This is a genomic window from Paraburkholderia sp. BR10937, assembly GCF_040965695.1.
Lineage (GTDB): Bacteria > Pseudomonadota > Gammaproteobacteria > Burkholderiales > Burkholderiaceae > Paraburkholderia.
Map to the genome: position 1 here is coordinate 116,841 of NZ_JBFRCL010000024.1, position 15,755 is coordinate 132,595.

Here is a 15,755-nt window from a genome sequence, read left to right on the forward strand (position 1 = left end):
CGACAGGCTTACTGACCGCCGAAGTACACCGATTGCGGACCGGTGCGTGCCGCTTCCGACACATAGCGAGCGCCGGCAACCGACGTCGAGTTGCTCACGCCGCCGAACGAGCCATCGGTCTGGGCGACCGGCGCGGCCGCCTGCGGGGCGACTGCCGCCTGATTGCGGCTCGTTTGCTGGAATTCGACGAGTTGCTGGCGCACCTGCTCGCGGGTCAGACCTTGATCGGCCTGGGCGAAAGCGGCCAGCGGAGCAGCCATAGCAACGGTAAGGGCAACAGCCTTGAGAAGCGACTTCATGATGACAACCTCCGGAATTATTTAGCATCGATGCGCAACGACGGGGCATACCTGTCGTGCACGGCCGGCTCGCTGCGGCTCGCCGCATCGGCTGGCTGTGAGTGGATTCTAGGCAAGCGCCCCGGCCGGATACAGACCGATTCAGGCGAATTGGAATTACAGATTTCGCAATAATCCGGCGAGATTTCAGGGCCAGACGATCTGTGGCCTACCCGCCTTGTTGCAAGCGGGCGGCGCAATACTTCAGAAGATTTCGACGCCGATTGTTGTCGTCAGAAGAACACTGAATTCGTTTTCTAGGTATTTACCCTGACCCTCCGACCACATACATTGTCGGCATGGACCACGCCGATGCGATGGCTCCCACAAAAAATATCGGAGGTTAGTCATGAATTCGTTTCTGAAGGCAGCAGTGCTCGCCGCCATCGTTGCCGTGCCCGCTGCCGCGTTCGCGCAGGCACAACCCCAGCAGCAACCCGTGACCCGCGCCGAAGTCCGCGCCGATCTCGCGCAACTGCGCGCCGCCGGCTACGATCCGAGCGACTGGATGCACTACCCGGAAAACATTCAGGCTGCCGAAGCCAAGGTCGCAGCGCAGCGCGCGACGGCTTACGGCCCGTCGACGAACGGAACGTCGCAGTCGAGCCAGTAAGTTTCGCGACAACCCCGGCTGTGACGCCGGGTTCTCGTGCAAAGCACCAGGCCCGCCCTCGTGAGACAGGCGGGCCTGATTCGTTTTGCAACGGATTTTCGGCTCGCGCGGATCAACGACCGCCCGGTCCGCCGCCACCGTGACCGCCACCTCCGTGGCCTCCGCCACCATGGCCGCCTCCATGACCGCCGCCCGGCGGCCCCCAAGGTCCGCCGTGGCCCCCACCGTGACCACCCGGACCGCCACCGTGCCAGCCGCCGCCGCCGTGCCAGTCGCCGCCGTGCCAGTCGCCGCCGCGATAATCGCGACCGCCGCCACCGCCCCAGACGCCGATATTCACACTGCCATAGGTCGGCGCATAGCCCGGCGCGTAGCCGCTGTAATAGCCGGTGGAGTACGGCTGGCCATAGCCGCCGTAACCATAGTCGTAGCCCGGGGCCACCGCACACCCGGCAAGGAGCGCGAAAGCGCCCACCGTGAGAACGAACTTGAACATAGCTGACTCTCCTTTCTATTTGTAAGAAAGGAAAATCGGCGTTAAGTTCTTATTGAATTGTGAGCACGGGTTACCGTCGTAACGCGCAACGCGCCGCTGAACGGCGCGTAGACGCCCGCTCAGAGATTCAGCCGCGGCGGCCGAGCGCGTCCTCTATTTTCCGGTCGGTCTTGAACTGGCTGAGCGAATACACGGCCCAGATCGCGGCCGGAATCCAGCCGATCAGCGTGACCTGCAGAATCAGGCAGACGATGCCCGCAATCGGACGCCCAATGGTGAAGAACAGGAGCCAGGGCAGAATCAGCGCAATCAGTAAACGCATTCGGCGAAACCTCTAAAGCGTGGAAGAGACGAGTGTGAAAAGAATCAGTTGACGGGCGCGAAGCGCGGCACGAGTCCGCCTTCATACTCGACGAGTTCGAAGAACACGTTGGAGGGTCGCGTCCAGATCGTACCGTTCGCCGCGCGATACACGATCATCGTGACGGAAGGATCCGATTCGAGCGTCGCCTCGCAAACCAGTTCGTAAATGCCACCCTTGTAGTGCCTGTAGCGCACCATTGTGTTCCCCTCTTCGAGTGCGCAAGCCGTCCCTGCGCGACTGCGCCAGTGTAACAAGGGAAAGCGACGTGAGGGCCCGCGTAACGGGCGCAGGCAGCAACGTTCAGCGTGACATCACCTCGCGCGCCGCCGCACCGGACGCGCATCGGCCGCAGCCGGCGCTTCGCCGCAGATCAGCGCGACGCCCGCCACCGCCATGGCGCGCAGAGAGGCCCGCGAATCGCCGGCCCGCGCGCGCAGCGCCATGCTGTGCAAGAGCGCGGAGGCAAGGCGCGCGAGCATCGGCGCGCTGGCATCGGGCGGCAGTTCGCCTTGCGCGAGCGCCGCGCGCAGGCGCCGCTCGAACGCCTTGTCGAAGGTGCGCAATCCTGCGGCAAGACGCTCGCGTACCGCCTCGTCGTTGACGGCTTCCACCGCCGCCGTGCCGATCAGCAGGCAGCCGCGCGCCGCGTCGTGCGCCGGCAAATACCAGCCGAGCGCGCCGTCGAATACGCGCATCAGCGCCTCGCGCAGCGGCACTGCGCTGTCCAGCGCCGACTCCATCGCCGTGCGCCCGGCTTCCACGTAACGCTCCATGGTTTGCAGATAGAGCGCGTGCTTGTCGCCGAACGCGCCGTAGAGGCTCGGCCGGTTCATGCCGGTCGCCTCGCTCAGGTCGTCGAGCGATGTGCCTGCGTAGCCATTGCGCCAGAACGTATCGCGCGCGCGGGCGAGCGCCTCGTGCGGATCGTAGGCGCGCGGACGCCCACGCGGGCGGCTATCTTTTTTTGTACTGGATTGCATAGAAATATTGGATCGGCGATTTTTGTTCACTATAGTACAAAAATTCGAAAAGCCCGCTAGCCCGCAAAGGAGGAAGACGATGGATCTGTATTTCGCCCCGCTGGCGTGCTCGCTCGCCACGCGCATCGCGCTCTACGAGGCAGGCGCGCAGGCCCGCTACATCCAGGTCGATACGCTCACGAAGCAGCTCGCCGAAGGCGGTGACTTCTTCGCCGTCAACGCACTCGGCCAGGTGCCGGTGCTGCGCGAGGACGATGGCTGGACCCTCACCGAAAACTCGGCCGTGCTGCCATGGGTGGCCGACCGTTTTCCCGAGGCGCGGCTCGCGCCGCCAGCAGGCACGCGCGAGCGCGCGCGCCTGCAGCAATGGCTAGGCTTCATCGGCACCGAGCTGCACAAGGCCGTGTTCGTGCCGCTGCTCGGCAAGGACGTGGACGAGGCCGTCAAGGCCTATGCGCGCGGCAAGATCCCGCGCCGCCTCGACTTGCTCGCGCAGCATCTCGAATCGCGCACCTTCCTGCTCGACGAGTTCAGCGTGGCGGACGCCTATCTCGTGACCGTGCTGAACTGGGCGCCGTACGTGGGCATCGACGTGTCGCAATGGGAGGCCGTCGCGACCTACGCGCAGCGCGTGCGCGAGCGGCCCGCCGTTGCGAGAGCCTTCGCCGAGGAGTACGAGATCTTCAGGCGCACGCGGCACTGAGGCGCGCTTCGTCGGCTATTTTTTCTCGCCCGGCAAGCGCTTTTTTGTCGTGCGATAACGTTGCGGTCGCCACATTCGCCGGAGCCGCACCATGGCCACGCTCGAAGCCTTGCGCATCGTCCTCGACGACCCGCATACGCCCGAAATCATCCGCAATCACGTCATCGACTCGTTGCAGTACGCGCTGCGCAACCATGGCCAGGTATTCGCCGCGAAAGAGATCGAATGGCTCGCCACGTGGGACGACGCGCGCATTCCGCTCGCGGCTTCGAAGGAGTTGCGCCGGCGCGTAGATCAGGGCTGATGCGCGCTTTGCACGTTCAGCCGTTCGCGAGATCCGCGAACACCGTCTTGAGATCGCGCCCGGCGCGCGCACGCGCCTGTTGCACCACCCGTTCCTCCAGCTCGCCCAGGTGCGCACGCATCGTGGCGAGCGCCGCCGCGAGGTCCCCCGCCTCGAGCGCCTCGATGATCTGCGCGTGCTCGTCGGGCGCGCACATCGACGCCTTCGACGGATCGAACAAGGCCTTGTAAAGCTCCGTTTTCGCGACCAGTTGCGCCAGCGCTTCCACGAGCGCGGCGCCGCCCGCCTGCTCGGTCAGCAGCAGATGGAACTGCCCCGCGAGGCGCACCGCTTCGTCCACGCGCGCCTCGTGCAACGCCTTCTTCTCGCGGCGCACGTGCGCCGCGAGCTTGCGCCGCATCGCGGCGTCGAGCGTGCCACACAGGCTCACCATCACGCCCGCTTCGGCCACCTGGCGCGCGCGGTACACGGCGCGGATGTCGTCCTCCGAGGGCGACGGCACGAACGCGCCGCGATTGGGTTCGAGCACGAGCTTGCCCTCGAAGCCGAGACGCGCCAGCACCTTGCGCAACGCGCCGCGCGTACAGCCGAACGCCGCCGCGAGTTCGCGCTCCACCAGTTGCTGGCCCGGCGCGAGCTTGCCTTCGAGCAGCGCGGAAGAAATCGACGCATAGACATGCGCTTCGACATCGGACGGTTCGTCGGTATCGCGGGGCGGAGCGAGGCGGGAGGATTGAGCCATGGGCAGGCGCGCTAGCTGGGTCGGGTCGCTGGGTCAGGTCGCTGGATCAGGTCGAATTGTAGCGAGCGGCATGGCGAGGCGATACGGACCTGCGCCCATACTCGTTCGCCCATGCCGGAGATAGCGGGCGCCGCCAGATTGTTGACAATTATTTTGTATAATGGTCAACCAAACAGCAGTCAAAAGGTTGACCGCATTGAACCCTCGAAACCGCTCCAATCATTCCCAGACGCCGTCCGGCGAGTCGGCCAGCGCGCTTGCGTGGTGCGCCGCGATCGTCGCGATCGGCCTGAATCTGCGGCCGCTGCTCACCTCCATCAGCCCGCTCATGACGACCATTCGCAACGACACCGGCCTGAGCTTCTACGGAGCCTCGCTGCTCACGAGCCTGCCTGTCGTCGCGATGGGCCTCGGCGCGTTCGGCACCGGCCTGCTCGCGCGCCGCCTCGGCGAGACGCGCGGCGTCGCGCTCGGGCTCGTGGCGATTGCCGCGGCATGCGCGGCCCGCGCGTTCGCCGCCGGCGGCGGCGCGCTCATGCTCACGGCGGCCGCGGCCGGCGCGGGCGTCGCGGCCATCCAGGCGCTGCTGCCCGCCGTCATGAAGCAACGCTTCGCCGCGCGAGTGCCGCTCGCGATGGGGCTGTTCTCGGCGTCGATCATGGGCGGCGGCGGGCTCGGCGCGAGCCTGAGCCCGCTCGTCGCGCGGCTCAGCGGGTCGTGGCATGCGGGACTGGCCGTCTGGGCATTGCCGGCGCTGGTCGCGCTCGCGATCTGGGGCGTGTTGAACGGCCGGTTCGGCGCAGGCCGGCGCGCGCAGCACGCCGCCACCGCGCCCTCGCAAGCGCATGCCGACGCGGTAGCGGTGCCGGTCTGGCGCAAGCGCCGGGCGTGGACGCTCGGGCTGCATTTCGGCCTCGTCAACGGCGGCTATACGAGTCTCGTCGCGTGGCTGCCCGCCTACTATCAGCAGCACGGCGCGAGCGTCGAAGCGAGCGGCTCGCTGCTCGCCGCGATGACCGTGTTCCAGGCCGCCAGCGCGCTGCTCCTGCCGCTCGCCGCGGCGGCGTTCACGGACCGGCGTCCGTGGCTCGTTCTGGGCCTGTGCGGCCAGCTCGTCGGCGTGATCGGCCTCGCCGCATGGCCCGAGGCCGCGCCGCTGCTGTGGGTCGCGGCGGCCGGCGCGGGGCTCGGCGGCACGTTCTCGGTCACGCTCGTCACCGCGCTCGACCATTGCGCAGACCATCGCCTGGCCGCGCGCCTCGTCGCCTTCGTCCAGGGTCTGGGCTTCGTGATCGCCGCGCTCGCCCCCATCGTGGCCGGCCGTGTGCGCGACCTCACGGGCGGCTTCACGGGCGCGTGGATCATGCTCGCCGTATCGATCAGCGCGATGATCGTGCTCACGCTCGCGTTCTCGCCGCGCAGCTACGGGCGCTGGCTCGGCACGCACGGCCCGGCCGCGGACGGCGCGATCGCGCAAAGCCGCGCGGCGCTCGACGCCTGAACCGCCCGCACACGCCAGATTGAGCGTCGGCGCAAGCCCCGCAGGGCCGCGGCGCGCCCATGCAACACATGCCGCGCAGCACGTCGTGAAACGTTTGCATAAGCGCCTGTATGAATGTACAGTGCGTGCAGCCGGCCGTTCGTGCCGCCCGGTCGCCATACCGGGTTACGCCGCCCCATCGCGTCCCGGCGCATGGCGCGGCCCCGGCCTGTACATCGAAACGGAGAACACGACGTGCGATTCTTCATCACGGGGACCTTGCTGGGCGTCCTCGCGTCCACCGCGATCGCCGGGGAACACTACATCGAGATCTGGAATCCGCCGGAAGCGCGCACGCCCTCGGCGCATGCGGGCAATGCCGGCAAGAAGGCGCATCACGGCACGAAGCACAAACTGGCCTCCGTCGACAAGCTGACCACTCGCAAGGTCGCCGAACCGGCCGTGCGCGCTCCCGCGCCCACGCTGCCGGCCACGCCGGGCGCCCCCGCGCGCATCGCGCCGGGCAACGGGACCCTGCCGGAAATTCCGCCGCAAATCGGCCCCGACGGCAACGTGCTCACGGTTTAAGCTAGCGCGTAGCCGCAGTCAGCGGCGCAAACACGACACACAAAGCGGCACGCAGCTGCCGCGATCACGGCCTCGAAGACCTCGAAACGCCGCCCGTTCCCGTCTCCAGAAAAAAAACAGCCCCGTCACCGGAGAAGTGCGGGGCCGAATCCCATGTCAAGGAGATGTCATGGAGGAGACGGCTTCATCTTAGCCACGGCCCGCTGCGCGTCCAACCAATGGTTTCGCATATGCATTTCGGGCGCATGGCGCCGCGCAACGTAGCACCGCCGGCATATGGATAGAACAAAAAGTCGTTTCGCGCCGCTCGGCGCGCTCTCTAAGATGACCCTTTCCAGGCCTCCAGGCTTCGTGGCTGCGTTGCCCGATCACGCACGAGCCAGGTCTCATCGCATTTCAGGGAGCCCCACTTGAGCATTTCCGATTCGCAACGCCGCCCGCTCGTGGTGGGCATCGGCGGCACGACGCGCGCCGCCTCGTCGACCGAGCGCGCGCTCGCTTTCGCGCTGCGCGGCGCCGAAGAAGCCGGCGCACGCGCGCAGTTGTTCGGCGGCACGTTCCTGCACACGCTGCCGCACTACGCACCCGAAGACCCCGTGCGAACCGACGCCCAGCTCGAGCTGATCGAAGCCGTGCGCGCCGCCGACGCCGTCATCATCGCGACGCCCGGCTATCACGGCGGCGTATCGGGGCTCGTGAAGAACGCGCTCGACACGCTCGAAGAACTGCGTGCCGACAACCGCCCATACCTGGACGGCCGCGCAGTGGGCTGCATCGTCACGGCCTATGGCTGGCAGGCCGCGGGCTCGGTGCTGACCTCGCTGCGCTCGATCGTGCACGCGCTGCGCGGCTGGCCGACACCGTTCGGCGCGGGCATCAACACGCTGGAGACTCGCTTCGAGAGCGCGCAGCAGTGCTCCGACGCCAAGGTCGCCGAACAGCTCGCAACGGTCGGCCGCCAGGCGGCGCAGTTCGCGCTCGCGTTCGGCGGCCAGGAACATCGCGCGGCGCCGCTGGCGAGCGCGTTGAACAGCGTCGGCGGCGCGCAGGCCGCCAACGCGCCGCGCACCGAAAAACGCCTGAGCCTCGCGGTCTGATACACGCTACCGGACCTCGGCGGCTCGCCCGCCCGCACACGCGTCGAACGCGCGGGGCGGGAAACGTTCCCTAACCCACATTGCCGGCGTCGCACGGCGCACATCGCGTGCGCCATACCACAGACGCCGCATATCGTCCGGTCCACATTGAAGCCGGATTCACCCCTCGCCTCATCCGGATCATTCTGCTGACCGTTCCAGGCCACACGTGATTTGCTTGCGACGAATGATTGGTTCCATCGACACAAGGCGGCCCGTACGCTGGTCCGTGTCGGCTCAGTGAGTGGGCAGCAAAACACACGCGCCACCGAGAACGAGAACCCGGGCAAATCAGCAGAAGATCAGCAGGAAGCGCGGCCATGAACACTCCACTACGCTACAAAGGCTACGTCGTCGCCCCCAGCGCGCGGCAGCTCCCGAACGGCCTTTTCGCCGCCAATCTCACCATTGGCACGCAACCGGGCGCGCAGCATTCGTTCGACGAACTCGATTATTTCTTCGAAGAAAGGCACGCGCTCGCCTACGCCTGCCGCTGGGCGCGCATGTGGATCGACCAGCAGCGCCGCTGCGCGTGAGCGCGCATGCTTCCTTACGGTTGTGACAGAATAGGAGTCATACCCCCTTCAGATTAGATGCTCATGTCCGAAACCCTGACGCATCCGGACGAAGGCGCAGCCTTCCTCTCCGACTACGACGCCGCACTGCGGCGCTGGACTCACGGCACGCCAGGGCCCATCAGGATCGGATCGGACGAACACCGCAAGATGTTCTGCCGGATGCTGCTCGACACCCACGACCCGTACCGCCCCGCCGTGCTCGACTGGCCAAAGCTCGAGCCCGACGCGCTCAGCCGCCTCACGTCGCTGCCGATCTGGGACATCGCGGTGCAGACCGAAGGCCGCGCCTCGATCCGCGTGCTGACTTACGCGCAAACCCTGAGCGACCCGCTGCTGCGCGAAGCCATCGAAATGGATGCGGCCGAGGAAGCGCGCCACAAGGTCGTGCTCTCGCACCTCGTGCAGGCCTACGGCATCGAACTTGCGCCTGAACCCGCATACCCGCCGCCCAAAAAGGCGGAGTGGGCGTGGATGTTCACCGGCTATAGCGAGTGCATCGACAGCTTCTTCGCGTTCGGCCTGTTTCGCTCGGCGCAGCGCTCGGGCTTTTTCCCGCCAGACCTCGTCGAAACCTTCGAACCGGTGATTCAGGAAGAGGCGCGCCATATCCTCTTCTTCGTCAACTGGGTGGCGTGGTATCGCAAGACCATGCCCTGGTGGCGCAGGCCGTGGCATTCCGTGCGCGTGGCCGCCATCTGGTTCATGCTGGTGTGGGAGCGGCTCGCGATCGCGCGAGGTATCGACGCCAGCGGCAACGCGCGCGACTCGAACTTCCTGCCTGCGAACCGCGAGGTGCTGGGCGACTCGCTCGAACCGCGCGAGATGATCGAACTCTGCCTCGAAGAAAACGACGCGCGCATGAGCGGCTACGACGCGCGCCTCTTGCGGCCAACGCTCGTGCCCACGCTCGCACGCTTCGCGCTGCGCCTCCTGAAGAAGTAGCGCCACAACGTAAAACGCGTGCGTTGTTAGCATGGCTGTATAGCCGCACGAGGAGAACGCTGCATGACCTGGACTGTCGACCAGCAACTGGAACTGAGCGCAACGCAAGCCGTCGAGGCCATCCAGGCCGGACAATTGAAGGCCGCCGACTACGTCGCCACGCTGCTCGCGCGCGCGCAGGCGCTCTCCAACCTCAACGCGCTAACCGTGCTCGACGTGGAAGGCGCGCTCGCCGCCGCGCAGCGCATCGACGCGCTCGGCGCCAGCGAGCGTGCGCGTCTGCCGCTCGCCGGGCTGCCCGTGGTCGTGAAGGACAACATCAATACGCGCGGCCTGCAGACCTCGGCGGGCACGCCCGCGCTCGAAGGCTTCGTGCCCGCGCGTCACGCGCCTTCGGTGCAGCGCCTCGTCGATGCCGGCGCAATCCTGCTCGGCAAGGCCAACATGCACGAGCTGGCATTCGGCATCACCAGCACGAATCTCGCGCCGCATGCGGGGCCCGTGCGCAACCCCTGGGATCCCGAACGAATTCCGGGCGGCTCCTCCGGCGGCACAGCGGCCGCCATTGCGGCACGCATCGTGCCCGCCGGACTCGGCACCGACACCGGCGGCTCCACGCGCATACCCGCCGCGCTGTGCGGCATCGTCGGCTTGCGCCCGAGCGTGGGCGACGGCGGCACGCAACGCCGCTATCACGACCCGCAGGCCGTCGTGCCGATCAGTCATACGCGCGACACGGTCGGGCCGATGGGGCGCACGGTCGCCGATGTCGCGCTGCTCGACGCCGTGATCACCGGACACGGGCCGCTCTCGCCAGCCGCCGTGACGAATCTGCGCGTCGGCCTGCCCGCGCCGCTGTGGGAAGGCCTCGAAGCCGCGCTCGAAGACGTGGCGCGCGCCGCGCTCGCGAAGCTCGAAGCCGCAGGCGTCACGTTCGTGCCGGTCGAAATGAGCGAGCTGCTCGCGCTGAACGACCGCGTGAGCTACGCAATCGCACTGCACGAGCCCATCGACGATCTCGCCGCATGGCTCGTTGCGAACCACGCACCGGCGCAAACCGTGGCCGAAGTCGCCGCGCGCATTGCGAGCCCCGACGTGCGCGCGGCCTACGACGCCGTGCTCGCCGACGCGCGCGGCGGCGACTATCACGGCGCGATGACGGTGTGGCGGCCGCGCCTGCAGCAGCTCTATGCGCAGACTTTCGCGGCCAGCGGCCTCGACGCGCTGCTCTTCCCCACGACGCGGCTCGCCGCCGTGCCGATCGACGAACTGAACGGATCGTCTCGCGTGTCGATCGACGGCGCGGCGCCGATCGACGAGATGGAGGCGTATCTGCGCAACACCGATCCCGCGAGCAACGCCGGCATTGCTGGCCTCGCGCTGCCCGCGGGCCTTGTCGACGCGCGCCTGCCAGTCGGGCTCGAACTCGACGGACCGGCCGGCGGCGACCGCAGGCTGCTCGCAATCGGTCTCGCGTTCGAAGCGATTCTCGGGACGCTGCCTGCGCCGGAGATTTGAGCGCACGGGCCACCCTGGCAACGAGCACGCCGCGCGGCGCATGCTTGCCGCGCCGATCGTTTGATTAGCGATCCGGAATAAACCGCCTTCGCGCCGGACACCGCGCGCAACTGCGGCAAATGAGCGCACGCGCCGCCGCTACCCCGCCTCGGCCGCGGGTTCCCCGCCCACCTCGACGGACCCGAGGCGCATTTGCCGCCACAACGACCGCGCTGCCGCTACAATGAGAACGGTTCTCATTCGTTGTAAGCAAGCCCTCCACCTATGCGTCTGACCGATCTGTCCAAAGGAGCGACCGCCCTCGTGGAGCGTGTCGAGGATATCCATGCCCCCGACCCGATCGCGCAGCGTCTGCGCGACCTCGGCTTCGTTGCGGGCGAGCCCGTGCGCGTGGTTGCGCGCGCACCCTGGGGCGCGGACCCGCTGCTCGTGCAGATCGGCTCGACCCGCTTTGCCCTGCGCCGCGCGGAAGCGCAGCGCGTGAACGTGACGACGAACGGGGAGACCGCGCAATGAGCCTGGTCCCGGTTACGCCGCTGCGCGTGGCGCTCGTCGGCAATCCCAACTGCGGCAAGACCGCGCTCTTCAATCTGCTGACCGGTGCGCGTCAGAAAGTCGCCAATTACGCGGGCGTGACGGTCGAGCGCAAGGAGGGGCGCTTCGCTACGCCCTCCGGGCGCAAGGTGCAGCTGCTCGATCTGCCGGGCGCGTACAGCCTCAATTCGACGAGCCCCGACGAGCGCGTGACGCACGACGTGCTGCTCGGCCGCTACCCGGGCGAGGCCGCGCCGGATCTGATCGTCTGCGTGGCCGACGCGACGAATCTGCGCCTGCATCTGCGCTTCGTGCTCGAAGTGCAGCGCATGGGACGCCCGATGGTGCTCGCGCTGAACATGATGGACGCCGCCAGGCGCCGCGGCGTCGAGGTGAACGTCGGCGAGCTTGCGCGCCGGCTCGGCATGCCCGTGGTCGAAACCGTGGCCGTGCGGCGCGGCGGCGCGCAAGCGCTCATCGAGCTGATCGACCGCACGACGGCTGAAGAGACACAACCGCCAGCAGGCGCTGCAGCCGCGAGCGACGACCTGCACGGCACGGTGCGCGCGATCCTCGCGAGCGCCGTGACGATGCCGCGCGCCACCGACGCGCGCGACGACGCCATCGACCGCTTCGCGCTGCATCCCTTGCTCGGCCCGCTAATCCTCGCGTTCGTGATGTTCCTCGTGTTCCAGGCCGTGTATTCGCTCGGCAAGCCGCTCACCGACGCCATCGGCGACGGCTTCACCTGGCTCGGCACGGCCGCCGGCGCGGCGCTGCCCGACGGCCCGCTGCGCAGCCTCGTGACGGACGCGCTGTTCGGCGGCGTCGGCACCGTGCTCGGCTTTCTGCCCGAAATTCTGGTGCTGTTCTTCTTCATCCTCGTACTGGAGGAGTCGGGCTATCTCCCGCGCGCGGCCTTCCTGCTCGACCGCATGATGGTGGCCGTGGGTCTCACCGGGCGCTCGTTCATTCCGCTGCTGTCGAGCTTCGCGTGCGCGATTCCCGGCGTGATGGGCACGCGCAGCATCTCCGATCCGCGCGACAGGCTCGCCACGATCCTCGTCGCGCCGCTCATGACGTGCTCGGCGCGCTTGCCCGTTTATGCGCTGCTGATCGGCGCCTTCATTCCGCACCGCATGATCTTCGGCGTGTTCAACATGCAGGGCCTCGTGCTCTTCGCGCTCTACGCCGCCGGCATCGTCGGTGCGATGGCGGTGGGCTGGGTCATGAAGAAGCTGCGCCGCGACCACCGCGAACACGCGCTGCTCATGGAACTGCCCTCGTACCGGCTGCCGCGCGCACGCGACGTCGCCATCGGCCTGTGGGAGCGCGGCGCGATCTTCCTCAAGCGCCTCACGGGCATCATCCTCGCGCTCACCGTGCTGATGTGGTTCATCTCCACGTTCCCCTCGCCGCCCGCAGGCGCGACGCTGCCCGCCATCGATTACTCCATCGCCGGCTATCTGGGCCGCGCGCTGCAATGGCCGTTCGCGCCGCTCGGCTTCAATTGGCAAATGAGCCTTTCGCTGATCCCCGCGTTCGCCGCGCGCGAAACGGCGGTGGCCGCGCTCGCCACGGTGTACTCGGTAGCAGGCGGCGACGCGGATACCGCCGCGCTCGGCCACACGCTCGCGCAGAACTTCTCGCTCGCCAGCGCACTCTCGCTGATGGTGTGGTTCGCGTTCGCACCGCAATGCATGTCCACGCTCGCCGTGATTCGCCGCGAAACGCGCTCGTGGCGCGCCGTCGTGGTGTCGTTCGGCTACATGTTGGTCGTGGCCTATGCGGCCTCGTTCGTCACGTATCAGATCGCGAGGCACTTCGTATGAGCGCCAGACTCGTCGCGCAATATGCGGTGATCGCGCTGCTCGTGGCGGCGAGCTTCGTCTATACGCTGCGCAAGCTCGCGCCGAAAACGGCCACGCGCGTGCAGGCAGCATTGGCCGCGAGATTGTTGCGTTCGCAACGTAGTACATTTGCGCAGCGCCTCGGGCGTTTCGTGCAGCCCAATGGCGCAACCGGCGATTGCGGCGACGGCTGCGGCACCTGCGGAACGTGCGGGCCGACGCCCGCGGCAACGGACGCATCGAACACGCAACCGGTCACGTTTCATCCGCGCCGCAAATAAGCCGCGCCAACCGCGCACAAGCGACTGTCACGGCCATTGCGCTACACTGCGCGCTGCGTCGCGCCGCGACGCGTGCAGGCTTCGCAGCGCGGCGCGTTTGATCGAATGAACCCAGACACTTCGTGCCGATGCGATCCTTGCGCCTTGCCCCTTTCATGCGGATGTCCCGGCTTGCCGTCGCCACGGCGGCCGTCGTTGCGCTCGCCGCCACCGGCGCCTGTGTGCGCCTCTCCGCGGTCGATTCCAACGGTCTGTGGAAAGTCGTCGGCGGCCAGTGCGTGCCGAACATGCGCGACAAGGGCCAGCCCGGCCCCTGCACCACCGTCGATTTCCAGAAGCGCTATGCCGTGCTCAAGGACATCGCAGGGCGCGCACAGTATCTCGTGATTCCCACCGACCGCGTGGCCGGCATCGAGAGTCCCGAAATTCTCTACGGCGGCGCGCCTGAGTACTGGGTCGGCGCATGGAGCGCGGGACGCTTCGTGGGGGCGAAGATCGGCATGCCGCTCGCCGGTAACCAGCTCGGCCTCGAAATCAATTCCTCGGAGCGCCGCACACAGAATCAACTGCATATTCACGTCGATTGCATGCGCCCCGACATTACGAAGGCGCTCGCGCCGTATGGCGACATCGCGCCGGGCACGTGGCGCTGGACCACGCTCGACGGCTCGCGCTACCGCGTCACGCGCGTGACGAGCCTCTCGGACCACAACAATCCTTTTCGCGTGGTCGAGCGCGATCTCGGCCCGCAACAGACGATGGCCGTGCAGACGATACTCGTGACGGGCGCCGGCCCCGATGCAAAGCACGACGGCTGGCTCGTCGTGAACAGCGGGCTCGATGTCGATGGCGGGACCGGCACGGCGGAAGGCCTGCTCGACCATTCGTGCAGCCTCGCGCAAGCGAAGAGCGCTTCGCAGTAACGCGAGGACGACGCGGCTGCATTCAGCCCGCGTCGTCCTCACGCGCGACGCTCACCAGCCAGCGGCGTATTACCTGCTCCTCTTCGGCCGTGAAACCCGCGGCCATGCGCGCCTCCAGCTTCTTCACGCGCGTGCGGCACTGCCTGAGCAGCGCTTCGCCCGCATCGGTCACGTCGATCTGCTGAATGCGCCCATGCACCGCGTGCGGGCGACGCACGATCGCGCCGCCACGCTCCAGATTCGCGACGATCACGCTCACCGTTTGCGGCGTGAGCGCCGCGAGCCGCGCGAGATCGGCGCCCGAAATGCCGGGGTAGGCGGCCAGCATGGTCAGCACGACGAATTGCGGCGGCGTAATGCCGAGATCGTCGAGCGCGCGTTCCATGCGCAAACGGTGCGCCGCACCCGCCTGGCGGAGCAGGTAGCCGAAATAGCCCGCCTCGCCGCGCTTGCCCTCGCCGACCGCCGGAATGGCGCTCGTGGGCCCGCCCCCTTCCGAAGCCGGGTCTTTCTTCGCTGTCTTGCGCATGATGTCAGAGTTCGAATATGATGTTCGTGCTCTGATATTAACGGCCAAACTTCGCGAGGTCCAGTCATGTCCAGCACTTCTACCCGCATTGCTTACGAAACCTTCGTACGCGACGCCGCCCCGGTGGCCGCCGCGCTCTCCGCCATGAGCAAGGCGGTCGACGCCTCGGGGCTCGAAAAGCCGCTCACCGAGCTGCTGAAAATCCGCGCCTCGCAAATCAACGGCTGTGCGTTCTGCATCCAGTACCACCTCAACATTGCGCGCGAGAAAGCCGTGCCGCGCGTCAAGCTCGATCTCGTGGCCGCTTGGCACGAGGCGCCGGAATGCTTCAGCGAACGTGAACGCGCCGCGCTGGCTTACACGGAAGCGCTGACCGCAAAGCTCCATCACGGTGTGAGCGACGCGCTCTACGAGGACGTGGCGCGCCAGTTTCCCGGCGAGCAGATGGCGTTCTTGACCGCCACCGTGGCGAATATCAACGCATGGAACCGCATTGCGGTAGCGCTGCGCTTTGCGCCGCCGGTGCGCGACGAAGCAGCGTGAGGAAAGGAAAGGTAAGAAATGCAGGCATTCCTTACCTGAACTCTTTCCTCCAATTACAAAGCCGCCCCCCTGAGCGAAAGACGGCATACGATTGCGCCGACTGAGTGGCCCGACCAGCCATCTCGGTCGGACATCGACCATATCGCACATTCGCCGGGGGGTGCCCCTATGTGGTTCGTCAAGCGCTAGGGGCTGACTTGGGTTCGTAAAAGGTGCCGTCTCGCAGCATGGCAAACAGGACGTCGCAGCGTCGCCGTGCCAGTGCGATGAGCGCCTGGTTATGTCGCTTGCCCTGCTGGACCTTGCGTGCGTA

Annotated in this window: 21 protein-coding genes and 1 pseudogene; 14 read left to right on the top strand and 8 right to left on the bottom strand. The window is 67.3% G+C overall.

Annotated features, from left to right (window positions below):
* Positions 1 to 8 precede the first annotated feature (8 nt).
* Positions 9 to 299, bottom strand: a complete 291-nt coding sequence (locus AB4Y44_RS20950; protein ID WP_069261729.1) for a DUF4148 domain-containing protein — start codon at positions 297 to 299, stop codon at positions 9 to 11.
* Positions 300 to 687: 388 nt separating this feature from the next.
* Here AB4Y44_RS20950 and AB4Y44_RS20955 point away from each other — a divergent pair, with 388 nt between their 5' ends.
* Positions 688 to 951 (top strand): DUF4148 domain-containing protein, encoded by a 264-nt coding sequence (locus AB4Y44_RS20955; protein WP_069261728.1) that lies wholly within the window; start codon positions 688 to 690, stop codon positions 949 to 951.
* Between the two features lie 112 nt (positions 952 to 1,063).
* Here AB4Y44_RS20955 and AB4Y44_RS20960 read toward each other — a convergent pair whose 3' ends face one another.
* The 4 genes from AB4Y44_RS20960 to AB4Y44_RS20975 all read right to left on the bottom strand — a co-directional run bounded on the left by AB4Y44_RS20960 (position 1,064) and on the right by AB4Y44_RS20975 (position 2,791).
* Positions 1,064 to 1,447, bottom strand: a complete 384-nt coding sequence (locus AB4Y44_RS20960) for a hypothetical protein (RefSeq protein WP_368700765.1) — start codon at positions 1,445 to 1,447, stop codon at positions 1,064 to 1,066.
* A 127-nt stretch (positions 1,448 to 1,574) separates the two neighbouring features.
* The gene (locus tag AB4Y44_RS20965) at positions 1,575 to 1,769 is read right to left on the bottom strand and encodes a YqaE/Pmp3 family membrane protein (RefSeq protein WP_069261726.1); all 195 of its coding nucleotides are present in this window, start codon (positions 1,767 to 1,769) and stop codon (positions 1,575 to 1,577) included.
* Positions 1,770 to 1,813: 44 nt separating this feature from the next.
* Complete coding sequence (locus tag AB4Y44_RS20970) at positions 1,814 to 2,008, bottom strand: DUF1653 domain-containing protein (RefSeq protein ID WP_028202597.1); 195 nt, start codon at positions 2,006 to 2,008, stop codon at positions 1,814 to 1,816.
* A 114-nt stretch (positions 2,009 to 2,122) separates the two neighbouring features.
* Positions 2,123 to 2,791, bottom strand: coding sequence for a TetR/AcrR family transcriptional regulator (locus AB4Y44_RS20975; RefSeq protein WP_368700766.1), 669 nt, complete (start codon positions 2,789 to 2,791; stop codon positions 2,123 to 2,125).
* 79 nt (positions 2,792 to 2,870) lie between these two features.
* On the opposite strand from AB4Y44_RS20975, the gene AB4Y44_RS20980 reads away from it, so the two are divergent.
* A complete protein-coding gene (locus tag AB4Y44_RS20980; protein ID WP_342918965.1) occupies positions 2,871 to 3,494 on the top strand; it encodes a glutathione binding-like protein in 624 nt (207 codons plus the stop codon).
* Between the two features lie 91 nt (positions 3,495 to 3,585).
* A complete protein-coding gene (locus tag AB4Y44_RS20985; protein WP_069261722.1) occupies positions 3,586 to 3,798 on the top strand; it encodes a hypothetical protein in 213 nt (70 codons plus the stop codon).
* Positions 3,799 to 3,814: 16 nt separating this feature from the next.
* On the opposite strand, the gene AB4Y44_RS20990 is transcribed toward AB4Y44_RS20985, so the two are convergent.
* Positions 3,815 to 4,540 (bottom strand): GntR family transcriptional regulator, encoded by a 726-nt coding sequence (locus AB4Y44_RS20990; protein WP_368700767.1) that lies wholly within the window; start codon positions 4,538 to 4,540, stop codon positions 3,815 to 3,817.
* 196 nt (positions 4,541 to 4,736) lie between these two features.
* Between AB4Y44_RS20990 and AB4Y44_RS20995 the strand changes: the two genes are divergently transcribed.
* From AB4Y44_RS20995 to AB4Y44_RS21040, 10 genes are all read left to right on the top strand, one after another.
* A complete protein-coding gene (locus tag AB4Y44_RS20995) occupies positions 4,737 to 6,041 on the top strand; it encodes a cyanate transporter (RefSeq protein WP_368700768.1) in 1,305 nt (434 codons plus the stop codon).
* Between the two features lie 234 nt (positions 6,042 to 6,275).
* Positions 6,276 to 6,608, top strand: a complete 333-nt coding sequence (locus AB4Y44_RS21000; RefSeq protein WP_368700769.1) for a hypothetical protein — start codon at positions 6,276 to 6,278, stop codon at positions 6,606 to 6,608.
* 410 nt (positions 6,609 to 7,018) lie between these two features.
* Positions 7,019 to 7,705, top strand: a complete 687-nt coding sequence (locus tag AB4Y44_RS21005) for an NAD(P)H-dependent oxidoreductase (protein WP_342918969.1) — start codon at positions 7,019 to 7,021, stop codon at positions 7,703 to 7,705.
* Positions 7,706 to 8,064: 359 nt separating this feature from the next.
* Positions 8,065 to 8,280 (top strand): hypothetical protein, encoded by a 216-nt coding sequence (locus tag AB4Y44_RS21010; RefSeq protein WP_042266627.1) that lies wholly within the window; start codon positions 8,065 to 8,067, stop codon positions 8,278 to 8,280.
* Positions 8,281 to 8,343: 63 nt separating this feature from the next.
* Positions 8,344 to 9,264: a ferritin-like domain-containing protein gene (locus AB4Y44_RS21015; protein ID WP_368700770.1), complete on the top strand. Its 921-nt coding sequence runs from the start codon at positions 8,344 to 8,346 to the stop codon at positions 9,262 to 9,264.
* Between the two features lie 63 nt (positions 9,265 to 9,327).
* Positions 9,328 to 10,782 (top strand): indoleacetamide hydrolase, encoded by a 1,455-nt coding sequence (gene iaaH, locus AB4Y44_RS21020; protein WP_342918971.1) that lies wholly within the window; start codon positions 9,328 to 9,330, stop codon positions 10,780 to 10,782.
* A 264-nt stretch (positions 10,783 to 11,046) separates the two neighbouring features.
* Complete coding sequence (locus AB4Y44_RS21025; RefSeq protein ID WP_368700771.1) at positions 11,047 to 11,298, top strand: ferrous iron transport protein A; 252 nt, start codon at positions 11,047 to 11,049, stop codon at positions 11,296 to 11,298.
* Positions 11,295 to 13,148 (top strand): ferrous iron transporter B, encoded by a 1,854-nt coding sequence (locus AB4Y44_RS21030; RefSeq protein WP_368700772.1) that lies wholly within the window; start codon positions 11,295 to 11,297, stop codon positions 13,146 to 13,148. The genes AB4Y44_RS21025 and AB4Y44_RS21030 overlap by 4 nt, the downstream gene beginning before the upstream one ends.
* A complete protein-coding gene (locus AB4Y44_RS21035; RefSeq protein ID WP_368700773.1) occupies positions 13,145 to 13,447 on the top strand; it encodes a DUF6587 family protein in 303 nt (100 codons plus the stop codon). Before AB4Y44_RS21030 ends, AB4Y44_RS21035 begins: the two co-directional genes overlap by 4 nt.
* Positions 13,448 to 13,602: 155 nt before the next feature.
* Positions 13,603 to 14,370, top strand: coding sequence for a CDP-diacylglycerol diphosphatase (locus AB4Y44_RS21040; protein WP_368700774.1), 768 nt, complete (start codon positions 13,603 to 13,605; stop codon positions 14,368 to 14,370).
* A gap of 22 nt (positions 14,371 to 14,392) precedes the next feature.
* On the opposite strand, the gene AB4Y44_RS21045 is transcribed toward AB4Y44_RS21040, so the two are convergent.
* Entirely contained in the window at positions 14,393 to 14,899 is a 507-nt protein-coding gene (locus tag AB4Y44_RS21045) for a MarR family winged helix-turn-helix transcriptional regulator (protein ID WP_368700775.1), read from the bottom strand.
* A gap of 66 nt (positions 14,900 to 14,965) precedes the next feature.
* Between AB4Y44_RS21045 and AB4Y44_RS21050 the strand changes: the two genes are divergently transcribed.
* A complete protein-coding gene (locus tag AB4Y44_RS21050) occupies positions 14,966 to 15,442 on the top strand; it encodes a carboxymuconolactone decarboxylase family protein (RefSeq protein ID WP_368700776.1) in 477 nt (158 codons plus the stop codon).
* Between the two features lie 178 nt (positions 15,443 to 15,620).
* On the opposite strand, the pseudogene AB4Y44_RS21055 reads toward AB4Y44_RS21050, so the two are convergent.
* Positions 15,621 to 15,755 (bottom strand): annotated as a pseudogene (locus AB4Y44_RS21055) (IS110 family transposase); the annotation flags it as partial.

What these genes read in the sequence shown, in the direction of transcription:
- AB4Y44_RS20950 (WP_069261729.1), bottom strand. Translation starts at nt 299, where the DNA reads ATGAAGTCGCTTCTCAAGGCTGTTGCCCTTACCGTTGCTATGGCTGCT.
- AB4Y44_RS20955 (WP_069261728.1), top strand. Translation starts at nt 688, where the DNA reads ATGAATTCGTTTCTGAAGGCAGCAGTGCTCGCCGCCATCGTTGCCGTG.
- AB4Y44_RS20960 (WP_368700765.1), bottom strand. Translation starts at nt 1,447, where the DNA reads ATGTTCAAGTTCGTTCTCACGGTGGGCGCTTTCGCGCTCCTTGCCGGG.
- AB4Y44_RS20965 (WP_069261726.1), bottom strand. Translation starts at nt 1,769, where the DNA reads ATGCGTTTACTGATTGCGCTGATTCTGCCCTGGCTCCTGTTCTTCACC.
- AB4Y44_RS20970 (WP_028202597.1), bottom strand. Translation starts at nt 2,008, where the DNA reads ATGGTGCGCTACAGGCACTACAAGGGTGGCATTTACGAACTGGTTTGC.
- AB4Y44_RS20975 (WP_368700766.1), bottom strand. Translation starts at nt 2,791, where the DNA reads ATGCAATCCAGTACAAAAAAAGATAGCCGCCCGCGTGGGCGTCCGCGC.
- AB4Y44_RS20980 (WP_342918965.1), top strand. Translation starts at nt 2,871, where the DNA reads ATGGATCTGTATTTCGCCCCGCTGGCGTGCTCGCTCGCCACGCGCATC.
- AB4Y44_RS20985 (WP_069261722.1), top strand. Translation starts at nt 3,586, where the DNA reads ATGGCCACGCTCGAAGCCTTGCGCATCGTCCTCGACGACCCGCATACG.
- AB4Y44_RS20990 (WP_368700767.1), bottom strand. Translation starts at nt 4,540, where the DNA reads ATGGCTCAATCCTCCCGCCTCGCTCCGCCCCGCGATACCGACGAACCG.
- AB4Y44_RS21010 (WP_042266627.1), top strand. Translation starts at nt 8,065, where the DNA reads ATGAACACTCCACTACGCTACAAAGGCTACGTCGTCGCCCCCAGCGCG.
- AB4Y44_RS21015 (WP_368700770.1), top strand. Translation starts at nt 8,344, where the DNA reads ATGTCCGAAACCCTGACGCATCCGGACGAAGGCGCAGCCTTCCTCTCC.
- iaaH (WP_342918971.1), top strand. Translation starts at nt 9,328, where the DNA reads ATGACCTGGACTGTCGACCAGCAACTGGAACTGAGCGCAACGCAAGCC.
- AB4Y44_RS21025 (WP_368700771.1), top strand. Translation starts at nt 11,047, where the DNA reads ATGCGTCTGACCGATCTGTCCAAAGGAGCGACCGCCCTCGTGGAGCGT.
- AB4Y44_RS21030 (WP_368700772.1), top strand. Translation starts at nt 11,295, where the DNA reads ATGAGCCTGGTCCCGGTTACGCCGCTGCGCGTGGCGCTCGTCGGCAAT.
- AB4Y44_RS21035 (WP_368700773.1), top strand. Translation starts at nt 13,145, where the DNA reads ATGAGCGCCAGACTCGTCGCGCAATATGCGGTGATCGCGCTGCTCGTG.
- AB4Y44_RS21040 (WP_368700774.1), top strand. Translation starts at nt 13,603, where the DNA reads ATGCGGATGTCCCGGCTTGCCGTCGCCACGGCGGCCGTCGTTGCGCTC.
- AB4Y44_RS21045 (WP_368700775.1), bottom strand. Translation starts at nt 14,899, where the DNA reads ATGCGCAAGACAGCGAAGAAAGACCCGGCTTCGGAAGGGGGCGGGCCC.
- AB4Y44_RS21050 (WP_368700776.1), top strand. Translation starts at nt 14,966, where the DNA reads ATGTCCAGCACTTCTACCCGCATTGCTTACGAAACCTTCGTACGCGAC.